This window comes from Ancylobacter sp. G4_0304 (assembly GCF_047501495.1).
Lineage (GTDB): Bacteria > Pseudomonadota > Alphaproteobacteria > Rhizobiales > Xanthobacteraceae > Ancylobacter.
Genome location: NZ_JAZDRM010000015.1, coordinates 37,647 through 61,655 on the forward strand (window position 1 = coordinate 37,647; position 24,009 = coordinate 61,655).

Sequence of the window (24,009 nt, forward strand, 5' to 3'; positions counted from 1 at the left end):
GCGCGCCGGCAGATGGCGCGCCTATTCCGCGGCGATCGCGGCTTCCGAGATGTTGTCGAGGCCCTGGATGATGTGATTGGCCAGCGCATCCGCGAGCGCGGATGATTCGTGCCGGTTGCGCAGCAGCCCGATGCGGCAGGGGGCGAGGGCGGGAAAGCCGTCGGAGGGGCCGAGCACGCGCATGCCGGGCCGCAGCCCGGATTCCGGCAGCACCGAGATCGCCAGCCCCGCCAGCACCGCCGCGGACACCGCCGTGCCGTTGGACGAGGTGTAGAGGATGCGGAACGGGCGGCCGATATCCTGCAGCTTGGCGATCGCCTCGTGCCGCCAGTTGCAGGTCTGGCGCCCGAGCGCGAGCGGCAGCGGCTCGTCCAGATGCACGGAATGGCGCGCGGAGCTGACCCAGAGAAGTTGCTCGCGCCGGATGATTTCCGGCTCGCGGGTGATCATCTCGCAATCGGTGACGATGGCGAGGTCGAGATCGCCGGTATCGATGCGGTCGATCAGGTCGGTGGACGGGTCGCACACCACGGTCAGCTCGACATTGGGGTGGGTGTTGGAGAACCGCGCCATGATCTCGGGCAGATAGCGGTCGGCATAGTCGTCCGGCACGCCAAGCCGCACCCGCCCGGAGAGCTCTGCGGAGGACAGGCTCGCCATCGCCTCCATGTTCAGCTTGACGATGCGGCGGGCGTAATCGAGCAGCCGGTCGCCCTCGTCGGTGAGGCGGGAGGCGCGCCCGTCGCGGGCGAAGATCGGCTTGCCGACCCGCTCCTCCAGCCGCTTCATCTGCATCGACACCGCCGACTGGGTCTTGTGAACCACCTCGGAAGCTTTCGTGAAACTGCCGGTTTCGGCGATAGCTATGAAGGTTCTTAATTGATCAATGTCGAGAAGCACGCTCATGGATCCGTCTCCGGGGCGTTAGGTATCAAGGAACATGATAAGTCAGATCAGAAACATTCGCTAGTGTGATTGATTGCGCTCCGGCATAACCCTCGTATCGCAAATGAGTGATGTCGGTTTCGGGTGGCGGCCAGGGTGGTTCGCGGCGACAAAGCAGACATCACGCGGGACGACAGGCGCCGGGCTTCGCCGCCCGCGTCGCCCAGCGGATGGAGGTAGCAATGTCGTATATTGGCGAAGTTCGGAGAACCGCGTTCTCCTCGTTCGGCACCATGGCCAGCGCGCTTCTGGTTGCCGGTTCCAAGGCTGCTTTCGGTTTTGCCAGGGCGGTCTATCACCGTCACACGCTGAGCCAGCTCGGCGAGTTCGACGACCGCATGCTCAAGGATATCGGTCTGACGCGCTCGGATCTGCGCGACGCGGCTTCCGGCCCGCTCTGGCAGGACCCGACGGCGGTTCTGGTGGTGCGTGCGGTGGAGCGCCGCGCCAGCCGGCGCAACGTCGCCCGTGCCGTCAAGCAGATCGCGGCGGATGAGACCGCGCCGGCCTCCGAGGCCTCCCTGATCGCGTGCCGCTGATCATGGCAGGCGGGAAACCGGACCGAATTTCTGGCGGCATGCCCCTCGTGTCGCCCAACTGAAGCCCGCTGGTTCACTCCGGCGGGCTTTTTTGTTGCGCCTCGCCGCTTTGTCGCGTCCGACCTCGATCCGGCCCTTGCACGGTGTGCCGCGCCTCCCGACACTGCCGCTCCCCCATCAGGTTGGAAGCTGAGCCATGCGCCTCGCCATCATCGCCGACGTTCACGGCAACCTCGTCGCGCTGGAGGCGGTGCTCGCCGATATCGCCCGCTTCGCGCCCGATCTTGTGGTCAATCTCGGCGATCTGGTTTCCGGGCCGTTCGATCCCGCCGGCAGCGCCGCGGCGCAGATGGCGCTGAATTGCCCGACGCTCGCCGGCAATCATGAGCGCGGCCTGACGGAAAACGGCGCCAACGGGCTCGACGCGCTCGCCCGGCCGCTGCTCTCCCCCGACCAGCTCGGCTGGATCGCCGCCCTGCCGGCGACGCTGACGCTGCTGGACGGCGCGGTGTTCGCCTGTCATGGCAGCCCGGCCGGCGGCGACGAGGAATATCTGCTGGAGGACATGTCCACCGGTCGCCCGCGCCTCGATACCGAGGCGGCGATCGCCGCGCGGCTCGCCGGGGCCGGCGCGGCGCAGGTGGTGCTGTGCGGGCACAGCCATGTCGCGCGCATGGCCACTATCGGCGGCGTTCTGGTGCTCAATCCCGGCAGCGTCGGCATGCCCGGCTACCGCGCCGCGCTGCCGGTTCCCCATGTGGTGGAGGCCGGCGCGCCCCATGCCCGCTACGCGCTGCTGGAGCGCGGCCCCGCCGGCTGGCATGCGCGGTTCCAGGCCGTGCCCTACGATGCCGAGACCGCCGCCCGGCAGGCCGAACATCATGGCCGGCCGGCAATCGCCCATTCGGTGCGCACGGGGTGGATGCCGCCGGCCTGAGGCCGGCACGGCTCACACGTTCAGCAGCAGATATTCGCGCTCCCAGGGCGAGATGACGCGCATGAAGGTGTCGAATTCCTGCTGCTTCACCGCCGTGTAGGTCTTCACGAAGGACGGGCCGAGCACGGTGGCGATCTCGTCGGAATACTGCATCGCCGCCACCGCTTCCAGCAGGCCGCGCGGCAGTTCGAAGTCGAGGCCCTTGGCGTCGGCTTCCAGCGGCTCGGTCGGGCGCAGCCCTTCCACCATGCCGAGATAGCCGCAGGCCAGCGAGGCGGCGATGACGAGATAGGGATTGGCGTCCGAGGACGGCACCCGGTTCTCCACCCGGCGCGCGGCTGGCGAGGAGGGCGGCACGCGCAGGCCGGCGGTGCGGTTGTCATAGCCCCACTGCACGTTGATCGGCGCCATGGAATCGCGGGTCAGCCGGCGATAGGAGTTCACGTAAGGGGCGAGGATCGACATCACCGCCGGCAGATAGCGCTGCTGGCCGGCGATGAAGGAGAAGAATTCCGGCGTCGGGTCGCCCGCCTTGTCGGAGAAGATGTTCTTGCCGGTCTCGGCATCGACGATCGACTGGTGCAGATGCATTGCCGAGCCGGGTTCGTCGGCGATCGGCTTGGCCATGAAGGTGGCGTAGATGTTGTGCTCCAGCGCCGCCTCGCGAATGGTGCGCTTGAACAGGAACACCTGGTCGGCGAGCGCGATCGGATCGCCGTGCAGCAGGTTGATTTCCATCTGCGCCGCGCCGTCCTCGTGGATCAGCGTGTCGATCTCCAGCCCCTGGGCCTCGGAATAGTCGTACATGTCCTCGAACAGGGCGTCGAACTCGTTCACTGCCTGGATCGAATAGGACTGCCGGCCGATCTCCGGGCGCCCCGAGCGCCCGATCGGGGGCTTGAGCGGATAGTCCGGGTCCTTGTTCTGCTCGACGAGGTAGAACTCGATCTCCGGGGCCACCACCGCCTTCCAGCCCTTCTTGGCATAGAGGTCGACCACGTTGCGCAGCACCTGGCGCGGGGCGAGCTCCACCGGGCGCCCGTCGCGGTGATAGGCGTCGTGGATGATCTGCGCGGTCGGGTCCTGCGCCCAGGGCACGATGGCGAGCGTCGAGAAATCCGGCTCCATCACCAGATCGCTGTCGGCGACGACCGAATCCACCAGATTCTCATAAGGCGGATAGTCGCCGGAGATGGTCTGGAAGAACACGCTGAGCGGCAGGTTCATCACCGGGCCGGAGAGGAACTTGGACACCGGCATGATCTTGCCGCGCCCCACGCCCGCGAGGTCCGGCACCGCGCATTCGATCTCGGTGATGCCGCGCGCGCCCATCCATGCCTTCGCCTCCGCGAGGTTGGCGACGCCGCGCCCCGATTGGATTGCCGCCTTTTCCGAGCGCTTCTTCTTGACCATGACACCTTCTCGCTGCGCGTAGCGCGCTGATGGGCCAAGGGATCATGCCCATACCGGAGCCGTCAAGGCGGGGCCGGCCTGCCTGAATCCGGGCATGGTAAAATAGTTTGCATGAGGACGGTTGAGCCGCCGCCGGAACGCGGATAGCGTCGTGGCGGGGCCGGGCTACCGGCGGGCATCACGGGGCATCACATGAGCACGGGCGTCACGGCAACGACGCAGAAAACCGTCGGCGGCATCCGCCGGAAATTCGCTCCCTGGAACGATCCGGCCGCCGTTCCGCTCATCCGCTACCAGAACGTCACCAAGCGCTTCGGCGATTTCGTCGCCATCGACAATCTCAATCTCGACATCTACGAGCGCGAGTTCTTCGCCCTGCTGGGCCCGTCGGGCTGCGGCAAGACCACCTTGATGCGCATGCTCGCCGGCTTCGAGGAGCCGACCTCCGGCCAGATCACGCTCGCCGGGCAGGACCTCGTGGGCACGCCGCCCTACAAGCGGCAGACCAACATGATGTTCCAGTCCTATGCGCTGTTCCCCCATATGAGCGTGTGGGACAACATCGCCTTCGGCCTGAAGCAGGACGGCATGGGCAAGGAGGCGATCGCCGCCCGCGTCGAGGAAATGCTCAAGCTGGTGAAGCTGGAGAAGTTCGCCAAGCGCAAGCCGCACCAGATGTCGGGCGGCCAGCGCCAGCGCGTCGCGCTCGCCCGCTCGCTCGCCAAGCGCCCCAAGGTGCTGCTGCTCGACGAGCCGCTCGGCGCGCTCGACAAGAAGCTGCGCGAGGAGACCCAGTTCGAGCTCATGGACATCCAGATGGAGCTCGGCATGACCTTCCTGATCGTGACCCACGATCAGGAGGAGGCGATGACGGTCGCCGACCGCATCGCGGTGATGAACCACGGCAAGCTGGTTCAGGTCGCCCCGCCGGCGGTGATCTACGAGCAGCCCAATTCGCGCTATGTCGCCGATTTCGTCGGTGACGTGAACATCATCGAGGCGACGGTGGCGAGCGTTGCCCCCGGCACGGCGACCCTGCGCGCCGAGGCCGCCGGCGACATGCCGCTCACCGTCAACCAGGAGGTGAGCGCCCGGCCCGGCGACACCGCCTTCATCGCTGTGCGCCCGGAAAAGGTCCGGGTCGATCTCGATCCGCCCACCGAGCAGGGCGCCAACTGCCTGCCGGGCACGGTGTGGGACATCGGCTATCTCGGCGACCTGTCGATCTATCATGTCGAGCTTGCCAATGGCTCGCGCATCAAGGCGGCCAAGCCGAACCTGACGCGCATGGTCGAGCGGCCGATCAGCTGGGACGACAAGGTGTGGGTGTCCTGGTCGGCGGATGCCGGCGTGCTGCTGACGAGCTGAGGAGACCGCCATGGCACGCAACGCACGGGGCCGCTGGCTGGTCGTCGCCATCCCCTATCTCTGGCTGCTGGCGCTGTTCCTGGCGCCGTTCCTCATCGTCTTCAAGATCAGCCTGTCGCAGGACGCGATCGCGCAGCCGCCCTATGTCCCCACCTTCGATCTCTCCGAGGGTTGGGCCGTGTTCCGCGAGGCGCTTGGCGAGCTGTCCTTCGAGAATTACGGCTATGTGCTGAGCTGGGACAACGAGTTCCTCGAAGCCTATGGCTCCAGCCTCTGGATCGCCGGCATCTCGACCCTGCTGCTGCTGATGGCCGGCTATCCCATCGCCTATGCCATGGCGCGGGCGCCGAAATCGATCCGGCCGACGCTGCTGATGCTGGTGATCCTGCCGTTCTGGACCTCGTTCCTGATCCGCGTCTATGCGTGGATCGGCATCCTCTCGCCCGAGGGGCTGCTGAACCAGCTGCTGATCGCGCTCGGCATCATCAGCCCGGACGCGCCGCTGCAGATCCTCGCCACCGACTGGGCGGTCTATATCGGCATCGTCTATTCCTACCTTCCCTTCATGATCCTGCCGCTCTATTCGGCTCTGGAGAAGATGGACGACACGCTGCTGGAGGCCGCCGCCGATCTCGGCTGCACGCCGATCGCAGCGTTCTGGAAGATCACCTGGCCGCTCTCGCTGCCGGGCGTGTTCGCCGGCTGCCTGCTGTGCTTCATCCCGGCGGTGGGCGAATTCGTCATCCCCGATCTGCTCGGCGGCTCGGACACGCTGATGATCGGCAAGGTGCTGTGGACCGAGTTCTCGGTGAACCGCTCCTGGACCGTCTCCTCGGCGGTGGCGGTGCTGCTGCTGCTGGTGCTGGTGGTGCCCATCGTGTTCTACCAGAACGTCCAGGCCCGCGAAGTGGAGGCCCGCTGATGAGAAAGGGCCTTTCCTGGTTCAACGTCACCTCCATCGTTCTGGGGTTCGCCTTCCTCTACATTCCGATCATCCTCCTGGTGATCTACTCCTTCAACGCCTCGCGCCTCGTCACGGTGTGGGCGGGGTTCTCGGTGGAATGGTACTTCAAGCTATTCCAGAACGAGCAGCTCCTCGACGCCGCGTGGGTGACGCTGCGCGTCGCCTTCCTTTCGGCGAGCGTCGCCACGGTGCTCGGCACGATGGCGGCGATCACGCTCACTCGCTATGGCCGCTTCCACGGCCGCATGCTGTTCTCCGGCATGATCTACGCGCCGCTGGTGATGCCGGAAGTCATCACCGGCCTGTCACTGCTGCTGCTGTTCGTGGCGGTCGGGTTCGATCGCGGCTTCTGGACCATCACGCTGGCGCACATCACCTTCACCATGTGCTTCGTCTCGGTGGTGGTGCAGTCGCGGCTCGTCACCTTCGACCGCTCGCTGGAAGAGGCGGCGCTCGATCTCGGCTGCACGCCGTTCAAGACCTTCTTCGTCATCACGCTGCCGATCATCCTGCCGGCGGTGATCTCGGGCTGGATGCTGGCCTTCACCCTGTCGCTGGACGATCTGGTCATCGCCAGCTTCACCACGGGGCCGGGCGCCACCACCCTGCCGATGCGCATCTATTCCCAGGTGCGCCTCGGCGTGACGCCGGAAATCAACGCCGCCTGTACCATCCTCATCGCCATCGTCACCGTGGTGGTGATCTTCGCCTCGATCATGACCAAGCGGCAGGAAATCGAGCGTGCCCGGGCCGAGCGGCTGGCGGCGGCGGAAGCGTGACCGGGGACAAGTCGGGCGAGGGCGCGGCAGGGCTGCTATAGTCGCCCGCGCCCTCCGCCGAATCGCCTCTGGACCCGACATGCCGCTTCGCCTCCTGCCCTCGACGCTGGTCGACCGCATCGCCGCCGGCGAGGTGGTGGAGCGTCCGGCCGCGGCGCTCAAGGAGATCGTCGAGAACGCGCTCGATGCCGGGGCGAGGCGCATCGAGGTAGTGATCGACGGCGGCGGTCGCCGGCTGATGCGCGTCACCGATGATGGCGGCGGCATGTCGGCGTCCGAGCTCAGCCTCGCCGTGGAACGCCACGCCACCTCCAAGCTCGACGACGAGGACCTGCTCGCCATCGACACACTCGGCTTTCGTGGCGAGGCGCTGCCCTCGATCGGCGCGGTCGCCCGGCTCTCCATCGCCTCCCGCCCGCGTGGTGCCGAGACCGCCTTCGAGATCCGCGTCGAGGGCGGGGAGAAATCCGCCTCGCGCCCGACCGCGCTCGGCCACGGCACCCGTGTCGAGGTGCGCGACCTGTTCTTCGCCACCCCGGCGCGGCTGAAATTCCTGAAATCCGAGCGCGCGGAGACCGCCGCCGCCGTCGACGTGGTGCGCCGGCTCGCGCTCGCCCGCCCCGATGTCGGCTTCACGCTCGCCACCGATGAACGCCCGCCGGTGAGCTGGCCGGCGCGCAGCGCCGATTCCGCCGGTCGGCGCGCCCGGATCGCCGATGTTCTGGGTCATGAGGTGGCGGCCAATGCGCTCGACATTTCCGGCCTGCGCGAGGGCGCGCGGCTGGAAGGGCTCGCGGGGTTGCCGACCTTCTCCAAGGCGAATTCACTGTCGCAGTATCTGTTCGTCAATGGACGTCCAGTGCGCGACAAGGTGCTGATCGGCGCCATTCGCGCGGCCTATGCCGACCTACTGCCCTCCGACCGCCACCCGGTCACCGTGCTGTTCCTCGATCTCGACCCGCGCGAGGTCGATGTGAACGTGCACCCGGCGAAGACCGAGGTGCGGTTCCGCGACGCCGGCAATGTCCGCGCCCTGATCGTGCGCACGCTCACCGACGCGCTCACCGCCGGCGTGCCGCGCACCGCCTCCACCGCCGCCGATCGGCTGGCCGATCTGGCACGTCCCGGCCTGTCGCCCACCCTGCCGGCACAACCCTCCCGCTGGAGTGGCGAGCGCCCGGCGAGTGGCCCGTTCGACTGGCGCCGGAGCTGGGCGGCCCCGGAAACCGTGCCCGCGGGCGGCTTCGCGGAAACCGCGCAGGCCGTCTTCGAGCTGCCGCCTTACGCCTCCGCCGGCGGGCTGGCGCTCGACGCCGCGCCCTCCGTCGATGCCCGCGCCCATGAGGCGGCCCCGTCGGCCGAGCTGGTGGAGCGTCCGCTGGGAGCGGCGCGCGCGCAGCTCCACGAGACCTACATCATCGCCCAGACCTCCGAGGGCGTGGTGATCATCGACCAGCACGCCGCCCATGAGCGCATCGTCTATGAGAAGCTGAAGGCCGCCATGACGCGCGACGGCCTCGCCCGGCAGATGCTGCTGGTGCCGCTCGTGGTCGATCTCGACCCGTCCGACGCCGCGCGGCTCGCCGAGCGCGCCGAGGCGCTGGAGAGGCTCGGCCTGGTGGTCGAGCCGTTCGGCCCCGGCGCGCTGCTGGTGCGCGAGGTGCCGGCGCTGTTGGGCGACGCCGATATTTCCAAGCTGCTGCGCGAGCTTGCCGAGCACGCGGCGGAATGGGACGATGCCCTGCCGCTGGAACGGCGCCTGCTCCATGTCGCCGCCACCATGGCCTGCCACGGTTCGGTCCGCGCCGGGCGCCGGCTGCGTGTCGAGGAGATGAACGCCCTGCTGCGCGAGATGGAACAGACCCCCAATGCCGGCCAGTGCAACCATGGCCGGCCGACCTTCGTCACCCTGTCGCTCGCCGATGTCGAGCGTCTTTTCGCGCGAAGGTAGAGCCCGTTGATCGAGAAGGACCACCCGAAAAGCTGGTACGCCGCGACCGTCGACATTCCCGCGCCGCTGCCCGAACTGACCGGGACGGTGCGCTGCGATGTCTGCATCGTCGGCGGTGGATATACCGGGCTGTCCGCCGCGCTGCATCTGGCGGAAGCCGGGCTCGACGTGGTGCTGCTGGAGGCCTCGCGCCTCGGCTCCGGCGCCTCAGGCCGCAATGGCGGGCAGATTCATTCCGGCCAGCGCCGCGATCAGGACTGGCTGGAGGCGCAGACCGGGCTCGACAACGCCAAGGCGCTGTGGCGCCTCGCCGAGGACGCCAAGGCCCACCTCTACGCACTCATCGCGCGTCTCGGCATCGCCTGCGATGTCCGGCCGGGGCTGATCATCGCCGACCACAAGCCCGGCTATGTCGCCCATAGCCACGCTTATGCGAGGAAGTTGAACGAGGTCTATGACTACCCTGACGCCGCCCCGCTCTCGCGCGAGGAGCTGCGGGCGCTGGTCGGGTCTGACGCCTATTATGGCGGGATGATCGACCGCGGCGGCGGGCATCTGCACCCGCTCAAGTTGGCGCTGGGCCTCGCCAAGGCGGCGCAGGACGCTGGCGCGCGCCTGTTCGAGGGCTCCCGCGCGCTCTCGATCACCGAGGGCGCGAAAGTGGCGGTGACCACCGCGAAGGGCGTGGTCGAGGCGGACTGGGTGCTGGAATGCGGCGATGGCCTGCAGGACGGCCTCGACCGGCGCGTCGACCGCCATGTGATGCCGATCGCCAATTACATCGCCGCCACCGAACCGTTGGGGTCGCGCGCACGCGATGTGATCGCCAACGGCGCCGCCGTAGCCGATTCCAAGTTCGTGGTTAATTATTACCGCATCAGCGCGGATGGGCGGCTGCTGTTCGGCGGCGGCGAGAGCTATACTCGCCGGCTGCGCGCCCATCCCGGCGCCTTCGTGCGCCCCTATATGCTGAAGATCTTCCCGCAGCTTCACGATGTGCGCATCGACTACGGCTGGGGCGGACTGCTGGGCATCACCATGACCCGGATGCCCTTCGTGCGGAAATTGTCGCCGCGCGTGCTTACGGCCGCGGGTTATTCCGGGCAGGGCGTAATGCTCGCGCCCTATTTCGGCATGATCCTCGCGGAAGCTGTGGCGGGGCAGCTCGGCCGGTTCGATCTGCTCGCCGGCCTGCCGGTGCCGGCCTTTCCGGGCGGGCCGGTCATGCGCTGGCCGTTGCTGGCTGCGGGTCTCACCTATTATGCCCTGCGCGACAGGTTCTGATGGACGTTGCTTTCCCTGCATTCGAGGCTTATGCGCGCGACGCGCTGGCCTTCATCGAGGCCCACGGCCATTGGGCGCCGGCCATCGCCTTCGCGCTGGCCTTCTGCGAATCGTTGGCGGTCATTTCACTGTTCGTGCCGGCGACCTTCATCCTCATCGGGCTCGGCCCGCTGATCGAGGCCGGCGGCATCGCCTTCCTGCCGGTGTGGTTCGGCGCCATGTTGGGGGCAACGCTTGGCGACGCGCTGTCCTATTGGATTGGCTTCCATTTCAAGGACAGCGTGCGGCGTATCTGGCCGCTTTCGCGCTATCCCGGCATCATCGAGCCCGGCGAGCGTTTCTTCCACCGCTTCGGCACCTGGAGCGTGTTTCTCGGCCGGTTCTCCGGCCCGCTGCGCGCCGTGGTTCCGCTGGTCGCCGGCATGTTCGCCATGCCGCAATTCCTGTTCCAGATGGTCAACATCGCCTCGGCCATGCTCTGGGCCTTCCTGCTGCTCGCGCCCGGCGCGGCGGCGGTGAAGTACTGGACCGGGTGATAAGGCGGAGGCCGGACGTTCGGCTCGGGCCGGCGGGCGGCGCGCGAAACTATTCGGCGGCTTCCTCGGGCGGTTCGCCCTTCTTCCTCTCGCGGCGCGCCTTGGCGGGCAGCACGAGATCGAATTCGGCGAGTTCGGCGTCGGTGGGCAGCGAACTGTCAGGGTCCGCCTTCGCCGCAGCGATGATCTGCTCGTCCGTCAGCGCATCGACCTTCGACCAGTCGAACTCGCGCAACAGACGTTCAGCTTCTCTCGATGGCTTGTGCGAAGACACGTCTCTCGCTCCGATGCGCTCGCCTCACGGATATGGGCCGCCGACGGTGCCCTCTCCAGACGAAGACGCATAATATAACACGTCCTCCCACTTCGGCCATTGCCTCAAAGCGCGCGTCGCCGACAACCAGCTTGGGAGATGGACGCTCCAGACGTATGCGGCCGTCAAATATGAATTCGGCAAAGAGGAGCGGCAAACCATGCTTGGCACGGTTCGCCGCATCCTTGTCATCGTCCCACTCGAAGTCGTCCGTCTCGCCCATAGGGCCTCCGCAAACCATTGAAGGTATTATAGCGGAGGCCTTGGGTTCCGACTGCGATCTTGAGGGTAACCAAGTCGCTTCCCTGTGGACCGCCTGTGGAAAGCGGTTTCCGCTTGACCTCAGTTCTTCGACTTGTCGACCAGCTTGTTGGCGCCGATCCACGGCATCATGCCGCGCAGCTTCTCGCCGACCTGCTCGATCTGGTGGGAATCGTTCATGCGGCGGATGCCCTTGAAGCGGGCGGCGCCGGCCTTGTATTCCTGCATCCATTCCGAGGTGAACTTGCCGGTCTGGATGTCCTTGAGGACACGCTTCATCTCCGCCTTGGTCTCGTCGGTGATGATGCGCGGGCCGGTGACGTACTCGCCCCACTCGGCGGTGTTGGAGATCGAGTAGTTCATGTTGGCGATGCCGCCCTCATAGATGAGGTCGACGATCAGCTTCACTTCGTGCAGGCACTCGAAATAGGCCATCTCCGGCGCGTAGCCGGCCTCGACCAGGGTCTCGAAGCCGGCGCGGATCAGTTCCACGAGGCCACCGCACAGCACCACCTGCTCGCCGAACAGGTCGGTCTCGCACTCTTCCTTGAAGGTGGTCTCGATGATGCCCGAACGGCCGCCGCCGACGCCGCAGGCATAGGACAGGCCGAGGTCGAGCGCGTTGCCCGAGGCGTCCTGATGCACCGCCACGAGGCAGGGCACGCCGCCGCCCTTCTGGTATTCGCCGCGCACGGTGTGGCCGGGGCCCTTGGGGGCGATCATCACCACGTCCACCGAAGCCTTGGGCTCGATCAGGCCGAAATGCACGTTGAGGCCGTGGGCGAAGGCAATCGCGGCGCCGTCGCGGATGTTCGGGGCGATCTCGTCCTTGTAGATGTCGGCCTGGAGCTCGTCCGGGGTCGCCATCATCATCAGGTCCGCCCACTTGGCGGCCTCGGCGACGGTCATCACCTTGAGGCCGTCGGCCTCGACCTTCTTGGCGGTCGCCGAGCCGGGCTTGAGGCCGATGGCGATGTCCTTGGCGCCGGAATCCTTGAGGTTCAGCGCATGGGCGCGGCCCTGCGAGCCATAGCCGATGATGGCGACCTTCTTGCCCTTGATCAGGTTCACGTCGGCGTCGCGGTCGTAATAAACGCGCATTGGGGGTCTCCTTGTCTCACGCGTTGGTCGGGTTCCGGCCCGGGACCGAAAGGCCCGTGCCGTAAAGGGTAAGGAACTGGTCGGTCGCCCGGGCGGCATCCCGCTCGATCTCGGCGGCGGGCAGATGGAGGCCATCGCCCAGCAGCAGCCGGATCTGCACATCGCGGCCGACTAGGCCGATGAAGCTGCGGAACGCGGTCTCGGTGTCGTCGAAATCGATCAGCCCGGCCTCGCGGCCGGCGTCGAGCACGGGCTTGAGCCGTTCGCCGATCGCGAAACGGCCATTAGCCAGCATGATCGCGCCGAGATTGGAGCCGCGCGTGCCGGCCTGCGCGATGGCGAAGCGGTTGAGCGCGATCGAGGTCGGGCTGGAAATTACTGAGAGCCAGTTGGCGGCGAAACGGATCAGGCTGTCGCGCAGCGCCGAGGCGTCGAGCCTCGTGCGGTCATAATTGCCGGCGCGCACCCGGGAGGCCTGGTACTGCACCGTGGCGGCCAGCAGCCCGTCACGGTCGCCGAACCATTTATAGAGGCTCTCCTTGGAGCAACTCGCGCGCCGCGCCACCGCGGTCATGGTCAGGTCGCCGCCCTGTTCGACCATCAGCGCGAGCACGGCGTCCAGCACGGCCTGCTGCCGGGCTGTCAGCTCCTCGCTGCCGTGATCGATCTGTGTCGCCATTACGCTGGAAATCCGTACCGTACGTTACGGTTCCGTCCTATAGCAGGTTGCCGGCGGGCTGCAAGCGCTGTTGTGGCAAGGCTTACGCCCGATGCCGCCGCAGGCGCCGCCACCAGCCCGGCGTGGCCGAGACCAGCGCGACGCCGGCCGCGGCGACCGCCATGCCGGCCCAGCCGAGCGCGGGCATGGCCTCGCCCAACATGGGCCAGGCAAGAAGGGCCGAGCCCGGCGGCACCAGGAAGAACAGGGCGGAGACCCGGGAGACCTCGCCGGCGCGGATCATCGCCAGCAGCAGCGAGATCGCGACCAGCGAATTGCCGATCACCAGATAGGCCAGCGAACCGATCAGCGGCAGCGTCCAGTCGACATGGCCGTCCTCCAGCGCCAGCGCCAGCGGCAGGGTGAAGGCGAAGCCGACGGTGTACTGCACGCCATTGGCAATGAGCGGGTGCTGGGCGACGCCGAAGCGCTTCTCGTAAAGCGTTGCGCTGCTCATGGCGAGCAGCGCGGCCAGCGTCAGGCCGATGGCGACGGGCGAGGTCAGCTCGATGGTCGAGCGCGAGGCGATCACCAGCGCGGCCCCCGCCAGCCCGAGCAGCAGGCCGAGCCAGCGCCGCCCGCTCACCCGCTCGCCGGCCAGTGCCGGGGCGGCAAGCCCGACCACGATCGGTTGCATTGATACGATCAGCGAGAGGGTGCCGACGGAAATCCCGAAGCGGAACGCGAAATAGGCGAGGTTGAAATAGAGGAACTGGATCAGGAAACCGATCACGGCCAGATCGATCCAGGCCCGCGGGCTGCGCGGAAGTGGTGGGCGGAACCACGCGATCAGCGGGACCAGCACGGCAAGCACCAGCCCGTAGCGCCACGCCAGCAGGGTGAACGGGCCAGTATAATCGAGCCCGATCCTGCCGATCGCGAAGCCCGCCGACCACAGCAGCAGGAAGCTGAACGGCGCCGTGACAAGCCAGATCGGACGCGCCGATGCCGGCGAACCGGCTGTCCCGGTCTCAACAGGGCTCATGGGCGTTCACGCGCGAGGCGGCGGGTGTCTTGCCGCGTCACATCCCCTCGGGGCCGCGGCCGATGGCGGCGACGCCGGTGCGCGACACCTCGACCAGACCCAGCGGCTCCAGCAGCGAGACGAACTGGTCGATCTTGTCCGGCTTGCCGGTGATCTCGAACACGAAGCTCTCAAGCGTCGTGTCGACCGTGCGGGCGCGGAAACTGTCGGCGATGAGCAGGGCCTCCTGCCGGATCTCGCCCTTGCCGCGCACCTTGATCAGGGCCAGCTCGCGCTCCACCGCCTTGCCGACCACGGTGAGGTCGACCACGCGGTGCACCGGCACCAGCCGGTCGAGCTGGCTCTTGATCTGCTCGATGATCGGCGGCGCGCCGGTGGTCACGACCGTGATGCGCGAGAGCTTGGAATCGTGGCTCACCTCGGAGACGGTGAGACTGTCGATGTTGTAGCCGCGCCCGGAGAACAGGCCGACGATACGGGCGAGAACGCCCGGCTCGTTGTCGACCAGCATGGACAAAGTGTGGCGTTCGATCGGTTCGGAGGACATGGGGCACTCGGGAATGCTGGGGGAGGTCGTGAGCCCTCTCTCTCAGAGGGGGAGAGGGGAGAGAGTATTCGGCACGTCGCGAGAGCGAGCCCCTCATCGACCCGCTTCGCGGGCCACCTCTCCCCCCGCCGAGGGGGAGAGGATCATTAAGGGACAACGCCGTCCGGTCAGGCGCCGGTCATGCGTGGCTCACACCAGCATCTTGCCTTCCTCGCTGATCGCCTCGTCCAGCGCTTCGGGATGATCGGGGAGGATCATCTCGTTATGCGGCTTGCCCGAGGGGATCATGGGCAGGCAGTTCTCCATCTTGTCGACCAGGCAGTCGAACAGCACCGGGCGGTTGACGTTCAGCATTTCCTGGATCGCGCCGTCGAGGTCGCCGGGGCGGTGGCAGCGGATGCCGACGCCGCCATAGGCTTCCGCGAGCTTCACGAAATCGGGCAGCGATTCCGAATAGGAATGCGAGTAGCGCCCGCCATGCAGCAGGTCCTGCCACTGGCGCACCATGCCCATATACTCGTTGTTCAGCACGAAGATCTTCACTGGCAGGTTGAACTGCAGCGCGGTGGAGAGTTCCTGCAGGCACATCTGGATCGAGGCTTCGCCCGCGATGTCGATGACCAGGCTGTCCGGGTGCGCCACCTGCGCGCCGATGGCGGCAGGCAGGCCATAGCCCATGGTGCCGAGGCCGCCCGAGGTCATCCAGCGGTTCGGCTCCTCGAAGTGGAAGTGCTGGGCCGCCCACATCTGGTGCTGGCCGACCTCGGTGGTGATGTAGACGTCCTTGTCCTTCACCGCGTGGTACAGCCGCTCAATGGCGTATTGCGGCTTGATGATGTCGGGCGACTTCACATAGGCAAGCGACTTGCGGGCGCGCCAGCGGTCGATCTCGCCCCACCAGGCGGCGATCGCCTTGCGGTCCGGCTCGGCCTTCATGGCGCGCCACATGGTCAGCATGTCTTCCAGAACATGCTTCACGTCGCCGATGATCGGGATGTCGACCTTGATGTTCTTGTTGATCGAGGACGGGTCGATGTCGATGTGGATCTTCTTCGAGTTCGGCGAGAAGGCATCGACGCGGCCGGTGATGCGGTCGTCGAAGCGCGCGCCGACGCACACCATGACGTCGCAATCATGCATCGCCATGTTGGCTTCATAGGTGCCGTGCATGCCGAGCATGCCCAGCCACTGCTTGTCCGCCGCCGGATAGGCGCCGAGCCCCATCAGCGTCGAGGTCACCGGATAGCCGGACAGGCGCGCGAACTCGCGCAGCAGGCGCGAAGCCTCCGGCCCGGAATTGATGACGCCGCCGCCGGTGTAGAACACCGGGCGCTTGGCCTTGGCCAGCAGCTCGACGGCCGCCTTGACCTTCTCCGGGTCGCCCTTGAGGCGCGGCTGATAGGTCTTGTGCTGGATGTTCTCGGGGCCGACATAAATGCCGCGCGCGAACTGCACGTCCTTCGGGATGTCGACCACGACCGGGCCGGGCCGCCCGTTCTGCGCGACATAGAACGCCTCATGCAGCACGCGGGCGAGATCATTGACGTCGCGGACCAGATAATTGTGCTTGGTGCACGGGCGGGTGATGCCGACCGTGTCGCATTCCTGGAACGCGTCGGTGCCGATCAGATGGGTCGGGACCTGGCCGGTGATGCAGACCACGGGGATGGAATCCAGCAGCGCGTCGGTCAGGCCGGTCACGGCATTGGTGGCGCCGGGGCCGGAGGTGACGAGCACGACGCCGACCTTGCCCGAGGAGCGGGCATAGCCCTCGGCCATGTGCACCGCGCCCTGCTCGTGGCGCACCAGCACGTGGCGCACCTGGTTCTGGTGGAACATGGCGTCGTAGATCGGCAGCACCGCGCCGCCGGGATAGCCGAACATGTGTTCGACGCCCTGATCGATCAGGGCCTGCATCACCATTTCGGCGCCGGTCATCTCGCGCATCATGGTCGTTTCCTCTTGAACTCGTCGGTCTGTGCCAGGGATCGGGAAATGCGGTCCAGAAAATCAAAAGGCCCCGTCAGGGGCCAATGTCGCGCGTCACCGTTGGGCGGAGGAGCCGTCAGGCAGCCTCCGCGGCGACGCGCCGTCCTACGATAAGGATAATAATGTTGCGCATCGGAGCGCTCCGTCTTCGTAAAGTTGCGCGACCTCTACAGCCCGCCGCCGGTCGCGTCAAGCCGCAGATGATTTCATCGGCAAAATGTCGAACGATCAAGCACTTTTCGTGGCGGCGCCGGGCCGCTATACCGGCCTGTAGCACAGGAGTTTTACCTTAAATGACGCAGATGCGACTGGTCATCGTCGGCGCCGGCGGGCGCATGGGCCGGGCGCTGATGCGTGCGGTGATCGAGGCTCCCGACCTCGCCCTTGCCGGCGCGGTCGAACATGCCGGCTCCGAACATCTCGGCCGCGACGTCGGCGAGCTGATCGGCACGCCCCCGACCGGGATCACGGTCAGCGACGATGCGCTGGAGCTGTTCGCGCGGGCGGAAGGGGTGATCGACTTCACCACGCCGCAGGCCAGCGTGATCTTCGCCGCGCTCGCCGCGCAGGCCCGCATCGTGCATGTCGTCGGCACCACGGGCTGCACCCCGGAGGACGATGCGCGTATCGCGGCCGCCGCACGCCATGCCACGGTGATCAAGTCCGGCAATATGAGCCTTGGCGTCAACCTGCTGGCGTCGCTGGTGCGCCGCGCCGCCCGCGCGCTGAACGAGGATTTCGACATCGAGGTCGTCGAGATGCATCACAACCGCAAGGTCGACGCGCCGTCCGGCACCGCGCTGCTGCTGGGCGAGGCGGCCGCCGAAGGGCGCGACATCTCTCTGACAGAGCGCGGCGTGTTCACCCGCCACGGCCATACCGGGGCGCGGCAGGCGGGCGATATCGGCTTCGCCACGCTTCGCGGCGGCACGGTGGTGGGCGAGCACAATGTGATCTTCGCCGGACCGGGCGAGCGCATCGAGCTCGCGCACAAGGCCGAGGACCGCATGATCTTCGCGCGCGGCGCGCTGGCCGCCGCCCGCTGGGGCCGGGGCCGCAAGCCGGGCCTTTATTCCATGGCCGACGTGCTCGGCCTCGGCGAGTCCTGAAGTCCGCACCTCCTTAAAGCCGCACGTCCTGAGCGAACGTCCTGAACCGAAATTCCGCCCCGCCCTGATCCGACCGGAGACTGCCCGATGTCCGAACGCCTTCTCGTGCTCGTCCGCCATGGCCAGAGCGAATGGAACCTCAAGAACCTGTTCACCGGCTGGCGCGACCCCGACCTCACCGAACTCGGCGTCGAGGAGGCGAAGGCGGCCGGTAAGCGGCTGAAGGCGGAGGGCTTCCAGTTCGATCTCGCCTTCACCTCGCAGCTTTCCCGCGCGCAGAAGACGCTGGACCTCGCTTTGGCCGAGCTCGGCCAGACCGGCATTCCCATCACCCGCGACATCGCGCTGAACGAGCGGGACTATGGCGACCTGTCGGGCCTCAACAAGGACGACGCCCGCCAGAAATGGGGCGAGGAACAGGTGCATATCTGGCGCCGCTCCTATGACGTGCCCCCGCCCGGCGGCGAGAGCCTGAAGGACACGGTGGCCCGCACGCTGCCCTATTACGTGCAGGAAATCCTGCCGCAGGTGCTGCGCGGCAACCGCGTGCTGGTGACCGCGCACGGCAATTCGCTGCGCGCGCTGATCATGGTGCTGGAGAAGCTGTCGCCCGAAGGCATTCTCAAGCGCGAGCTGGCGACCGGCGTGCCGGTGATCTACCGCCTGAACGCGGATTCCACCGTCGCCAGCAAGCTCGATCTCGCCGGCTGATCCGGTTCCCCCGCGCGCCGCGAACCCGCGCGGGGGACGCCGCCGGCCTGGGACATAAGCGTGGTGCCATGCCGGCAGCGCGCCCGTCCTATTCGCCTGCCGCCTCTTCCCACAGAGCTGCGCCGGGTTTATCGACGGCCTTTCGCCCGAGCGGGCGGCGCGGGAGAGGCCCGGCCGTGCGCAACGGCACCTGCGCAGGCCGCCGCTCCGATGCTGAAGTCCTTCTTCGCCTATTACCGTCCGTACCGGACGCTGTTCCTGATCGATTTCGGCTGCGCGGTGCTGTCCGGCGTGCTGGAACTCGGCTTTCCCATGGCGATGAAGGCGTTCGTCGACCTGCTGCTGCCGCGCGGCGATCTCCAGCTCATCATCCTCGCCGCGGTCGGGCTGCTGGCGATCTATGCGCTGAACAGCGCGCTGATGGGGATCGTGACCTATTGGGGCCATGTGCTCGGCATCAACATCGAGACCGCGATGCGGGCGAAGGCGTTCGCCCATCTGCAGAAGCTCTCCTTCCGCTTCTTCGACAATTACAAGACCGGCCATCTGGTGGCGCGCGTCACCAAGGACCTCGAAGAGATCGGCGAGGTCGCCCATCACGGGCCGGAGGACCTGTTCATCGCGGTGATGACCTTCGTCGGCGCCTTCGTGCTGATGCTCTGGGTCCACCCGCCGCTCGCCTTCCTCACCGCGCTGATCGTGCCGCTGACCGCGCTCGTGGTGGCGCGCTATGGCGGGCGGATGACGCGGAACTGGCAGGAGCAGTTCGGGCGCATCGGCGCCTTCAATGTCCGGCTGGAGGAGAATATCGGCGGCATCCGCGTGGTGCAGGCCTTCGCCAACGAGGCGCACGAGGCCCGGCTGTTCGCCGCCGACAATGCCGGCTACCGCGCCGCCAAGCTCGACGCCTACCGGATCATGGCGGCGAGCCAGGCGCTGAACTACATCGCAATGCGGCTGGTGCAGCTCACCGTGATGCTGGCGGGGGCGTGGTATGTGGTCGAGGGCGGGCTGTCGATCGGCGGCTTCGTCGGCTTCCTGCTGCTGGTCGGGGTGTTTTATCGCCCGCTCGACAAGATCGCGGCGGTGATGGAGACCTACCCCAAGGGCATCGCCGGCTTCCGCCGCTATCAGGAACTGCTGGCGACCGAGCCGGACATTGCCGACCGGCCGGGCGCGCGCGACGTCGCCCATCTCAAGGGCGACATCCGGTTCGAGGGCGTCGGCTTCGGCTATGTGCCGGGACGTCCCGTGTTCTCGGGCATCGACCTCGCCATCCGCGCCGGCGAGACCGTGGCGTTCATCGGCCCCTCGGGCGCGGGCAAGACCACGCTGCTCTCGCTGCTGCCGCGCTTCTACGAGGCGAGCGAGGGCCGCATCACCATTGACGGCATCGACATTCGCGACATGACGCTGGCCTCGCTGCGCCAGCAGATCGGCATCGTGCAGCAGGACGTGTTCCTGTTCGGCGGCACCATTCGCGAGAACATCGCCTATGGACGGCTCGGCGCGAGCGATGCCGAGATTCTGGAGGCCGCGCATCGCGCCCGGCTCGGCGGCATGCTGGCCGACCTGCCGGAAGGGCTCGACACGCTGATCGGCGAGCGCGGCGTGAAGCTCTCCGGCGGGCAGAAGCAGCGCCTCGCCATCGCGCGGATTTTCCTGAAGAACCCGCCGGTGCTGATCCTCGACGAGGCGACCTCGGCGCTCGATACCGAGACCGAGCGCGAGATCCAGCGCTCGCTGGACGAGCTGGCGCGCGGGCGCACCACGCTGGTCATCGCCCACCGCCTCGCCACCATCCGCAATGCCGACCGCACGCTTATGGTGGCGCGCGGCACCATCACTGAGCTGCCGGCTCCGCCGGAGGAGGCGCGGGAGGCTTCCGCGTCCCGAACATGAGCCCGCGCACCGAACTCAGGTGCTTGCGCATGAGCTGTTCGGCCAGGTCGGGATTGCGGCCCTCGATGGCGGCGATGATCGCCTCGTGCTCGGCGAAGCTGGTATGGGTCGACGGCGGCTCGTTCGCGGTGCGGGCATAGGCCCAGCCCGGCGAGCGGCGCACCGCGTTCAGCGTCTCGAACAGGGTGACCAGCAGCTTGTTCTTGCTGGCCTGCGCGATGGCGAGGTGCAGGCGGTTGTCCCACGCTTCATAGATGCTCCAGCTCTTCGCCCCGCGCGCCCGCCGGTTGCAGGCATGCATCTCGTCGAAATCCGACTGCGTGCCGTGAAGCGCGGCAAGCCGCGCCAGCTGCGGCTCCATGGCGAGGCGGGCGTCGATGATCTGCGCCGGGCTGGTGATCGAGCCGAGATATTCGACATCGTGCAGGTTGATCACCGGACGCGCGCCGATGAAGGTGCCGCGCCCGATATGGCGCCAGACCTGGCCCTCGGATTCCAGCACCGCCATCGCCTTGCGGATTTCCGCCCGGCTCGCCTGTAGCTGCTCGGCCAGCGCGCGCTCCGAAGGCAGGCGCCCATTGAGCGACAAGGTCTGTTCGGAGAGGAAATTCCTCAGCCGCGACAGCACGTCATCCGCAGTTCGGTGGCCGAACATTTCAACCAATCACGAAAATGGGTTCACTTAGGGGCTTTTCACCGTAGTCAAAACACGTTCAAATTCAATCTGCCGCAACGTCAGTTCAACGGGAAAACACCCCCGGAGCTGAAAAGTGACGCGACACCGAATTGAACCAATAGCGAAATTGGTTCAGCCGGCGGGCGAAGGTCGTCAACGCCAAACGATTCTCGCCGCTGCCGTAGGCCTTATGCCGGAGGAGAACAGGGACGCCTGAGCCGCTGTCCCCGCTGACCGATCAAAAAAGAACATATCGGAGGAAACCATGACGATCTCCAAGAGATCCTTCTGCCTTTCGGCCGCCGCGGGCGCGTTGCTGCTCGTCGCCGGCAACGTCTCCGCGCCCGCGCAAACCCGCAATGTGACGTTCGTCCAGCCGAGCCCGTCCGCCATCAACTCCTTCCCGATCTACGTCGCCATGGGCGAGGGGTTCTTCAAGGATGAGGGCATCGAGATGCGCGTCGAGTCGGTCAACGGCTCGGGCGCGGTCATCCAGGCGCTGGCGTCCGGCCAGGCGCAGTTCGGGCGCCCCGGACCCGGCCCCGTGCTCAACGCCCGCGCGCGCGGCGTCGATGTCGTCTTCCTCTACAACATGATGGTGAAGAGCTCCTTCGGCATCGTGGTGAAGGAGGGCGAGAGCTTCAAGTCGCCCACCGACCTCAAGGGCAAGGTGATCGGGGTCGGCACCGCCGACGGCGCCGAGGTCTCGTTCGCGCGCGGCGTGCTGTCCGCCCTCGGCATGGAGGAAAAGCGCGACTACACCTTCCTGACCGTCGGCGATGGCGGCATGGCGACCGCGGCCTTCACCCGCGGCGACATCTCCGCCTACGCCGCCTCGACGGCCGACGCGGCGATCCTGTCCCATCGCGGCATCAAGCTGCGCGACATCACCCCGATCGAATTCGTCACCTTCTTCGGCAACGGCTTCGCCGTGATGCAGCAGACCATCGACAAGGACCCCAAGCTGGTCGAGGGCTTCGGCCGCGCGGTGGTGCGGGCGCAGGAATTCGCCGTCGATCCGGCGAACCGCGAGAAGGTGCTGGCGCATCTCAAGGCCGGCATGCCGCAGGAAAGCGAGGACAAGGCCTTCGCCAACGCCCTGTTCGAGCAGGTGCTGGCCAAGACCATGCGCGTCGACGAGAGCAAGGGCTGGGGCTACCAGAACCCCAAGGACTGGGAAGCCTGGCATGTCAGCCTGGTCGAGACCGGCAGCCTGAAGCAGCCGATCCCGGACCTCGAAAAGGCCTACACCAATGCGTTTGTGGAGGTGTGGAACAAATGAACGCCGCCGCAGCCTTCCTCCCCGTGGAATCGAAGCCCCGCGAGGTGGTCTACGAGCTGAAGTCGGTCTCGAAGACCTACGCCATGCGGCAGATCCACGCCCTGGACAATGTGAATCTCCGGCTGGAGCGCGGCAGCTTCTCTTCCGTCATCGGATCGAGCGGCTGCGGCAAGTCCACCCTTCTGAAGATCATGGCGGGGCTGCAATCCCCGTCGGCGGGCAGCGTGGTGCTGGCGGGCAAGCCCGTGCTGGGAGCGCGCCGCGACATCGGCATGATGTTCCAGCACGCCACGCTGTTTCCCTGGCGCACCACGCTGGAGAACATCGTGCTGCCGGTCGAGATCCGCGACGGCAAGGCGGCGGCGCAGGCCAAGCACGACGCCGCCCGCCGCCTGCTCGAACTGGTGGGCCTCAAGGGTTTCGAGAACGTCTATCCGGGTGAGTTGTCCGGCGGCATGGCGCAGCGCGCCGCCATCTGCCGGATGCTGATCACCGAGCCCGAGGTGCTGCTGCTCGACGAACCGTTCTCGGCGCTCGACGAATTGTCGCGCGATTTCATGAACATGGAGCTGCAGCGCATCTGCATGGCGCGCAACGCGACCGCCTTCCTCGTCACCCACTCCATCCCGGAGGCGGTGATCCTGTCGGACGTGGTCTACGTCATGCGCCCGCGCCCCGGCCGGGTGGTGGAGACGGTGGCGATCGATCTGCCGCGTCCGCGCACGCTGGAGATGATCACCACCCCCTATTTCGGTGCGCTCGTCGCCCACATCCGCAGCCGTCTCGACAAGGAGGCCGCATGACCACGCTCGACAGCTCCATCGAGGTCGGCGAAACCGGCGCCGGCATCACTGACACCGTGTGGACCGAAAAAGGCTCCTGGCTCGACCGGGTGCCGCGCGCGGTCTCCATGATCGTCCTGTTCGCGGCGTTCCTCGCCATCTGGCAGGGCATCGCGCTCCTGGGCGTGGTCTCCCCGATCATCATGCCGACCCCGGCCGAGGTCGGCCGCGACATCGTCTCCGTGGCGGCCAACCTGCTGTCGGGCGACTACATGCTCACCGCGCTGTGGATCACCGGCAAGGAAGTGTTCTTCGGCTTCATCATCGCGACGGTGGTCGGCTTCTCGCTCGGCGTGCTGGTCGGCGAGACGTCGTTCGGCGAGCGGGCGGTGATGCCCTATCTCGTCGCCATCGACACCATGCCGAAGATCGCCTTCGCCCCGCTTTTCGTGGCGTGGCTCGGCTTCGACATCGCTTCCAAGGTCGCGCTCGCCGCCTTCATCGCCACCTTCCCGATCATCGTCGGCACGGCGGCGGGGCTGCATGCGGCGGACAGCAATTCGCGCATGCTGTTCAAGACCATGGGCGCCACGCGCTGGCAGACCCTGATCAAGCTGAAGCTGCCCACCGGCCTGCCGCATTTCTTCACCGGCCTGAAGATCGGCTCGGTCGGCGTGATGGCGGGCGCGATCACCGGCGAATTCCTCGGCGGCGGCAAGGGCTTCGGCGAACTGATCCGCGTCGCGGCCTCCATGCTCGACACCCCGCGGGTGTTCTCGCTCATCCTCTATCTCAGCCTTCTGGGCCTCGGCCTGTTCGCCTTCGTGAACTGGGTCCAGCAGCGTTTCGTGTTCTGGCACAAGGCCCGGGTGACGACGGCGGAGTGACCCCTCCGCCGCTCCCCGCACCATTCAGGA

Annotated in this window: 24 protein-coding genes; 14 read left to right on the top strand and 10 right to left on the bottom strand. The window is 67.0% G+C overall.

Annotation, left to right across the window (positions count from 1 at the left end; translation table 11 throughout):
• Window positions 1–21: 21 nt before the first annotated feature.
• Window positions 22–906 (bottom strand): LysR substrate-binding domain-containing protein, encoded by an 885-nt coding sequence (locus VRZ77_RS10485; protein ID WP_414592596.1) that lies wholly within the window; start codon window positions 904–906, stop codon window positions 22–24.
• A gap of 221 nt (window positions 907–1,127) precedes the next feature.
• Between VRZ77_RS10485 and VRZ77_RS10490 the strand changes: the two genes are divergently transcribed.
• Both VRZ77_RS10490 and VRZ77_RS10495 read left to right on the top strand, forming a co-directional pair.
• Complete coding sequence (locus tag VRZ77_RS10490) at window positions 1,128–1,484, top strand: DUF1127 domain-containing protein (RefSeq protein ID WP_414592597.1); 357 nt, start codon at window positions 1,128–1,130, stop codon at window positions 1,482–1,484.
• Between the two features lie 196 nt (window positions 1,485–1,680).
• The gene (locus VRZ77_RS10495; RefSeq protein ID WP_414592598.1) at window positions 1,681–2,421 is read left to right on the top strand and encodes a metallophosphoesterase family protein; all 741 of its coding nucleotides are present in this window, start codon (window positions 1,681–1,683) and stop codon (window positions 2,419–2,421) included.
• Between the two features lie 12 nt (window positions 2,422–2,433).
• On the opposite strand, the gene VRZ77_RS10500 is transcribed toward VRZ77_RS10495, so the two are convergent.
• Window positions 2,434–3,834 carry a glutamine synthetase family protein gene (locus VRZ77_RS10500; protein ID WP_414592599.1) on the bottom strand — a complete coding sequence of 467 codons (1,401 nt, stop codon included), beginning with the start codon at window positions 3,832–3,834 and terminating at the stop codon, window positions 2,434–2,436.
• Window positions 3,835–4,026: 192 nt separating this feature from the next.
• On the opposite strand from VRZ77_RS10500, the gene VRZ77_RS10505 reads away from it, so the two are divergent.
• From VRZ77_RS10505 to VRZ77_RS10530, 6 genes are all read left to right on the top strand, one after another.
• Complete coding sequence (locus VRZ77_RS10505; RefSeq protein ID WP_414592600.1) at window positions 4,027–5,202, top strand: ABC transporter ATP-binding protein; 1,176 nt, start codon at window positions 4,027–4,029, stop codon at window positions 5,200–5,202.
• A 10-nt stretch (window positions 5,203–5,212) separates the two neighbouring features.
• Complete coding sequence (locus VRZ77_RS10510) at window positions 5,213–6,124, top strand: ABC transporter permease (RefSeq protein ID WP_414592601.1); 912 nt, start codon at window positions 5,213–5,215, stop codon at window positions 6,122–6,124.
• Window positions 6,124–6,945, top strand: a complete 822-nt coding sequence (locus tag VRZ77_RS10515; protein ID WP_414592602.1) for an ABC transporter permease — start codon at window positions 6,124–6,126, stop codon at window positions 6,943–6,945. Before VRZ77_RS10510 ends, VRZ77_RS10515 begins: the two co-directional genes overlap by 1 nt.
• Before the next feature lie 79 nt (window positions 6,946–7,024).
• Complete coding sequence (gene mutL / locus VRZ77_RS10520) at window positions 7,025–8,896, top strand: DNA mismatch repair endonuclease MutL (RefSeq protein ID WP_414592603.1); 1,872 nt, start codon at window positions 7,025–7,027, stop codon at window positions 8,894–8,896.
• Between the two features lie 9 nt (window positions 8,897–8,905).
• Window positions 8,906–10,180, top strand: coding sequence for an NAD(P)/FAD-dependent oxidoreductase (locus VRZ77_RS10525; RefSeq protein WP_414592663.1), 1,275 nt, complete (start codon window positions 8,906–8,908; stop codon window positions 10,178–10,180).
• Window positions 10,180–10,716, top strand: a complete 537-nt coding sequence (locus VRZ77_RS10530; protein ID WP_414592604.1) for a DedA family protein — start codon at window positions 10,180–10,182, stop codon at window positions 10,714–10,716. Before VRZ77_RS10525 ends, VRZ77_RS10530 begins: the two co-directional genes overlap by 1 nt.
• A gap of 49 nt (window positions 10,717–10,765) precedes the next feature.
• On the opposite strand, the gene VRZ77_RS10535 is transcribed toward VRZ77_RS10530, so the two are convergent.
• The 7 genes from VRZ77_RS10535 to VRZ77_RS10565 all read right to left on the bottom strand — a co-directional run bounded on the left by VRZ77_RS10535 (window position 10,766) and on the right by VRZ77_RS10565 (window position 16,591).
• Window positions 10,766–10,990, bottom strand: a complete 225-nt coding sequence (locus VRZ77_RS10535; protein ID WP_414592605.1) for a hypothetical protein — start codon at window positions 10,988–10,990, stop codon at window positions 10,766–10,768.
• The gene (locus tag VRZ77_RS10540; RefSeq protein WP_414592606.1) at window positions 10,959–11,270 is read right to left on the bottom strand and encodes a BrnT family toxin; all 312 of its coding nucleotides are present in this window, start codon (window positions 11,268–11,270) and stop codon (window positions 10,959–10,961) included. The genes VRZ77_RS10535 and VRZ77_RS10540 overlap by 32 nt, the downstream gene beginning before the upstream one ends.
• Window positions 11,271–11,371: 101 nt before the next feature.
• Window positions 11,372–12,391, bottom strand: coding sequence for a ketol-acid reductoisomerase (ilvC, locus tag VRZ77_RS10545; protein ID WP_414592607.1), 1,020 nt, complete (start codon window positions 12,389–12,391; stop codon window positions 11,372–11,374).
• 16 nt (window positions 12,392–12,407) lie between these two features.
• Entirely contained in the window at window positions 12,408–13,070 is a 663-nt protein-coding gene (locus tag VRZ77_RS10550; protein ID WP_414592608.1) for a TetR/AcrR family transcriptional regulator C-terminal domain-containing protein, read from the bottom strand.
• Window positions 13,071–13,152: 82 nt separating this feature from the next.
• Complete coding sequence (locus VRZ77_RS10555) at window positions 13,153–14,094, bottom strand: DMT family transporter (RefSeq protein WP_414592609.1); 942 nt, start codon at window positions 14,092–14,094, stop codon at window positions 13,153–13,155.
• A 37-nt stretch (window positions 14,095–14,131) separates the two neighbouring features.
• Window positions 14,132–14,641 carry an acetolactate synthase small subunit gene (gene ilvN, locus VRZ77_RS10560; RefSeq protein WP_414592610.1) on the bottom strand — a complete coding sequence of 170 codons (510 nt, stop codon included), beginning with the start codon at window positions 14,639–14,641 and terminating at the stop codon, window positions 14,132–14,134.
• Between the two features lie 189 nt (window positions 14,642–14,830).
• Window positions 14,831–16,591 carry an acetolactate synthase 3 large subunit gene (locus tag VRZ77_RS10565; protein WP_414592611.1) on the bottom strand — a complete coding sequence of 587 codons (1,761 nt, stop codon included), beginning with the start codon at window positions 16,589–16,591 and terminating at the stop codon, window positions 14,831–14,833.
• Between the two features lie 332 nt (window positions 16,592–16,923).
• Between VRZ77_RS10565 and dapB the strand changes: the two genes are divergently transcribed.
• The 3 genes from dapB (at window position 16,924) to VRZ77_RS10580 (ending at window position 20,352) form a co-directional block, all read left to right on the top strand.
• On the top strand, window positions 16,924–17,739 hold the full coding sequence (dapB, locus tag VRZ77_RS10570; RefSeq protein ID WP_414592612.1) for a 4-hydroxy-tetrahydrodipicolinate reductase: 816 nt from the start codon (window positions 16,924–16,926) through the stop codon (window positions 17,737–17,739).
• Window positions 17,740–17,826: 87 nt separating this feature from the next.
• Window positions 17,827–18,450 carry a 2,3-bisphosphoglycerate-dependent phosphoglycerate mutase gene (locus VRZ77_RS10575; RefSeq protein WP_414592613.1) on the top strand — a complete coding sequence of 208 codons (624 nt, stop codon included), beginning with the start codon at window positions 17,827–17,829 and terminating at the stop codon, window positions 18,448–18,450.
• Window positions 18,451–18,660: 210 nt separating this feature from the next.
• Window positions 18,661–20,352, top strand: coding sequence for an ABC transporter ATP-binding protein (locus VRZ77_RS10580; protein WP_414592614.1), 1,692 nt, complete (start codon window positions 18,661–18,663; stop codon window positions 20,350–20,352).
• On the opposite strand, the gene VRZ77_RS10585 is transcribed toward VRZ77_RS10580, so the two are convergent.
• A complete protein-coding gene (locus VRZ77_RS10585) occupies window positions 20,294–21,007 on the bottom strand; it encodes a FadR/GntR family transcriptional regulator (RefSeq protein WP_414592615.1) in 714 nt (237 codons plus the stop codon). The two genes, VRZ77_RS10580 and VRZ77_RS10585, sit on opposite strands and share 59 nt — an antisense overlap.
• Before the next feature lie 286 nt (window positions 21,008–21,293).
• Between VRZ77_RS10585 and VRZ77_RS10590 the strand changes: the two genes are divergently transcribed.
• From VRZ77_RS10590 to VRZ77_RS10600, 3 genes are read left to right on the top strand one after another with little or no spacing between them, the layout of a single operon-like run.
• Window positions 21,294–22,310: an ABC transporter substrate-binding protein gene (locus VRZ77_RS10590; protein ID WP_414592616.1), complete on the top strand. Its 1,017-nt coding sequence runs from the start codon at window positions 21,294–21,296 to the stop codon at window positions 22,308–22,310.
• Window positions 22,307–23,113, top strand: a complete 807-nt coding sequence (locus tag VRZ77_RS10595; protein WP_414592617.1) for an ABC transporter ATP-binding protein — start codon at window positions 22,307–22,309, stop codon at window positions 23,111–23,113. Before VRZ77_RS10590 ends, VRZ77_RS10595 begins: the two co-directional genes overlap by 4 nt.
• A complete protein-coding gene (locus VRZ77_RS10600) occupies window positions 23,110–23,979 on the top strand; it encodes an ABC transporter permease (protein WP_414592618.1) in 870 nt (289 codons plus the stop codon). The genes VRZ77_RS10595 and VRZ77_RS10600 overlap by 4 nt, the downstream gene beginning before the upstream one ends.
• The last annotated feature ends 30 nt before the right edge of the window (window positions 23,980–24,009 follow it).

Excerpts from the sequence above, each read along its gene's own strand:
- mutL (WP_414592603.1), top strand. The coding sequence starts at position 7,025 with ATGCCGCTTCGCCTCCTGCCCTCGACGCTGGTCGACCGCATCGCCGCC.
- VRZ77_RS10505 (WP_414592600.1), top strand. The coding sequence starts at position 4,027 with ATGAGCACGGGCGTCACGGCAACGACGCAGAAAACCGTCGGCGGCATC.
- VRZ77_RS10590 (WP_414592616.1), top strand. The coding sequence starts at position 21,294 with ATGACGATCTCCAAGAGATCCTTCTGCCTTTCGGCCGCCGCGGGCGCG.
- VRZ77_RS10485 (WP_414592596.1), bottom strand. The coding sequence starts at position 906 with ATGAGCGTGCTTCTCGACATTGATCAATTAAGAACCTTCATAGCTATC.
- VRZ77_RS10585 (WP_414592615.1), bottom strand. The coding sequence starts at position 21,007 with ATGTTCGGCCACCGAACTGCGGATGACGTGCTGTCGCGGCTGAGGAAT.
- VRZ77_RS10550 (WP_414592608.1), bottom strand. The coding sequence starts at position 13,070 with ATGGCGACACAGATCGATCACGGCAGCGAGGAGCTGACAGCCCGGCAG.
- VRZ77_RS10565 (WP_414592611.1), bottom strand. The coding sequence starts at position 16,591 with ATGATGCGCGAGATGACCGGCGCCGAAATGGTGATGCAGGCCCTGATC.
- dapB (WP_414592612.1), top strand. The coding sequence starts at position 16,924 with ATGACGCAGATGCGACTGGTCATCGTCGGCGCCGGCGGGCGCATGGGC.
- VRZ77_RS10595 (WP_414592617.1), top strand. The coding sequence starts at position 22,307 with ATGAACGCCGCCGCAGCCTTCCTCCCCGTGGAATCGAAGCCCCGCGAG.
- VRZ77_RS10515 (WP_414592602.1), top strand. The coding sequence starts at position 6,124 with ATGAGAAAGGGCCTTTCCTGGTTCAACGTCACCTCCATCGTTCTGGGG.
- VRZ77_RS10490 (WP_414592597.1), top strand. The coding sequence starts at position 1,128 with ATGTCGTATATTGGCGAAGTTCGGAGAACCGCGTTCTCCTCGTTCGGC.
- VRZ77_RS10580 (WP_414592614.1), top strand. The coding sequence starts at position 18,661 with ATGCTGAAGTCCTTCTTCGCCTATTACCGTCCGTACCGGACGCTGTTC.
- VRZ77_RS10575 (WP_414592613.1), top strand. The coding sequence starts at position 17,827 with ATGTCCGAACGCCTTCTCGTGCTCGTCCGCCATGGCCAGAGCGAATGG.
- ilvC (WP_414592607.1), bottom strand. The coding sequence starts at position 12,391 with ATGCGCGTTTATTACGACCGCGACGCCGACGTGAACCTGATCAAGGGC.
- VRZ77_RS10555 (WP_414592609.1), bottom strand. The coding sequence starts at position 14,094 with ATGAGCCCTGTTGAGACCGGGACAGCCGGTTCGCCGGCATCGGCGCGT.
- VRZ77_RS10500 (WP_414592599.1), bottom strand. The coding sequence starts at position 3,834 with ATGGTCAAGAAGAAGCGCTCGGAAAAGGCGGCAATCCAATCGGGGCGC.
- VRZ77_RS10510 (WP_414592601.1), top strand. The coding sequence starts at position 5,213 with ATGGCACGCAACGCACGGGGCCGCTGGCTGGTCGTCGCCATCCCCTAT.
- VRZ77_RS10540 (WP_414592606.1), bottom strand. The coding sequence starts at position 11,270 with ATGGTTTGCGGAGGCCCTATGGGCGAGACGGACGACTTCGAGTGGGAC.
- ilvN (WP_414592610.1), bottom strand. The coding sequence starts at position 14,641 with ATGTCCTCCGAACCGATCGAACGCCACACTTTGTCCATGCTGGTCGAC.
- VRZ77_RS10530 (WP_414592604.1), top strand. The coding sequence starts at position 10,180 with ATGGACGTTGCTTTCCCTGCATTCGAGGCTTATGCGCGCGACGCGCTG.
- VRZ77_RS10495 (WP_414592598.1), top strand. The coding sequence starts at position 1,681 with ATGCGCCTCGCCATCATCGCCGACGTTCACGGCAACCTCGTCGCGCTG.
- VRZ77_RS10600 (WP_414592618.1), top strand. The coding sequence starts at position 23,110 with ATGACCACGCTCGACAGCTCCATCGAGGTCGGCGAAACCGGCGCCGGC.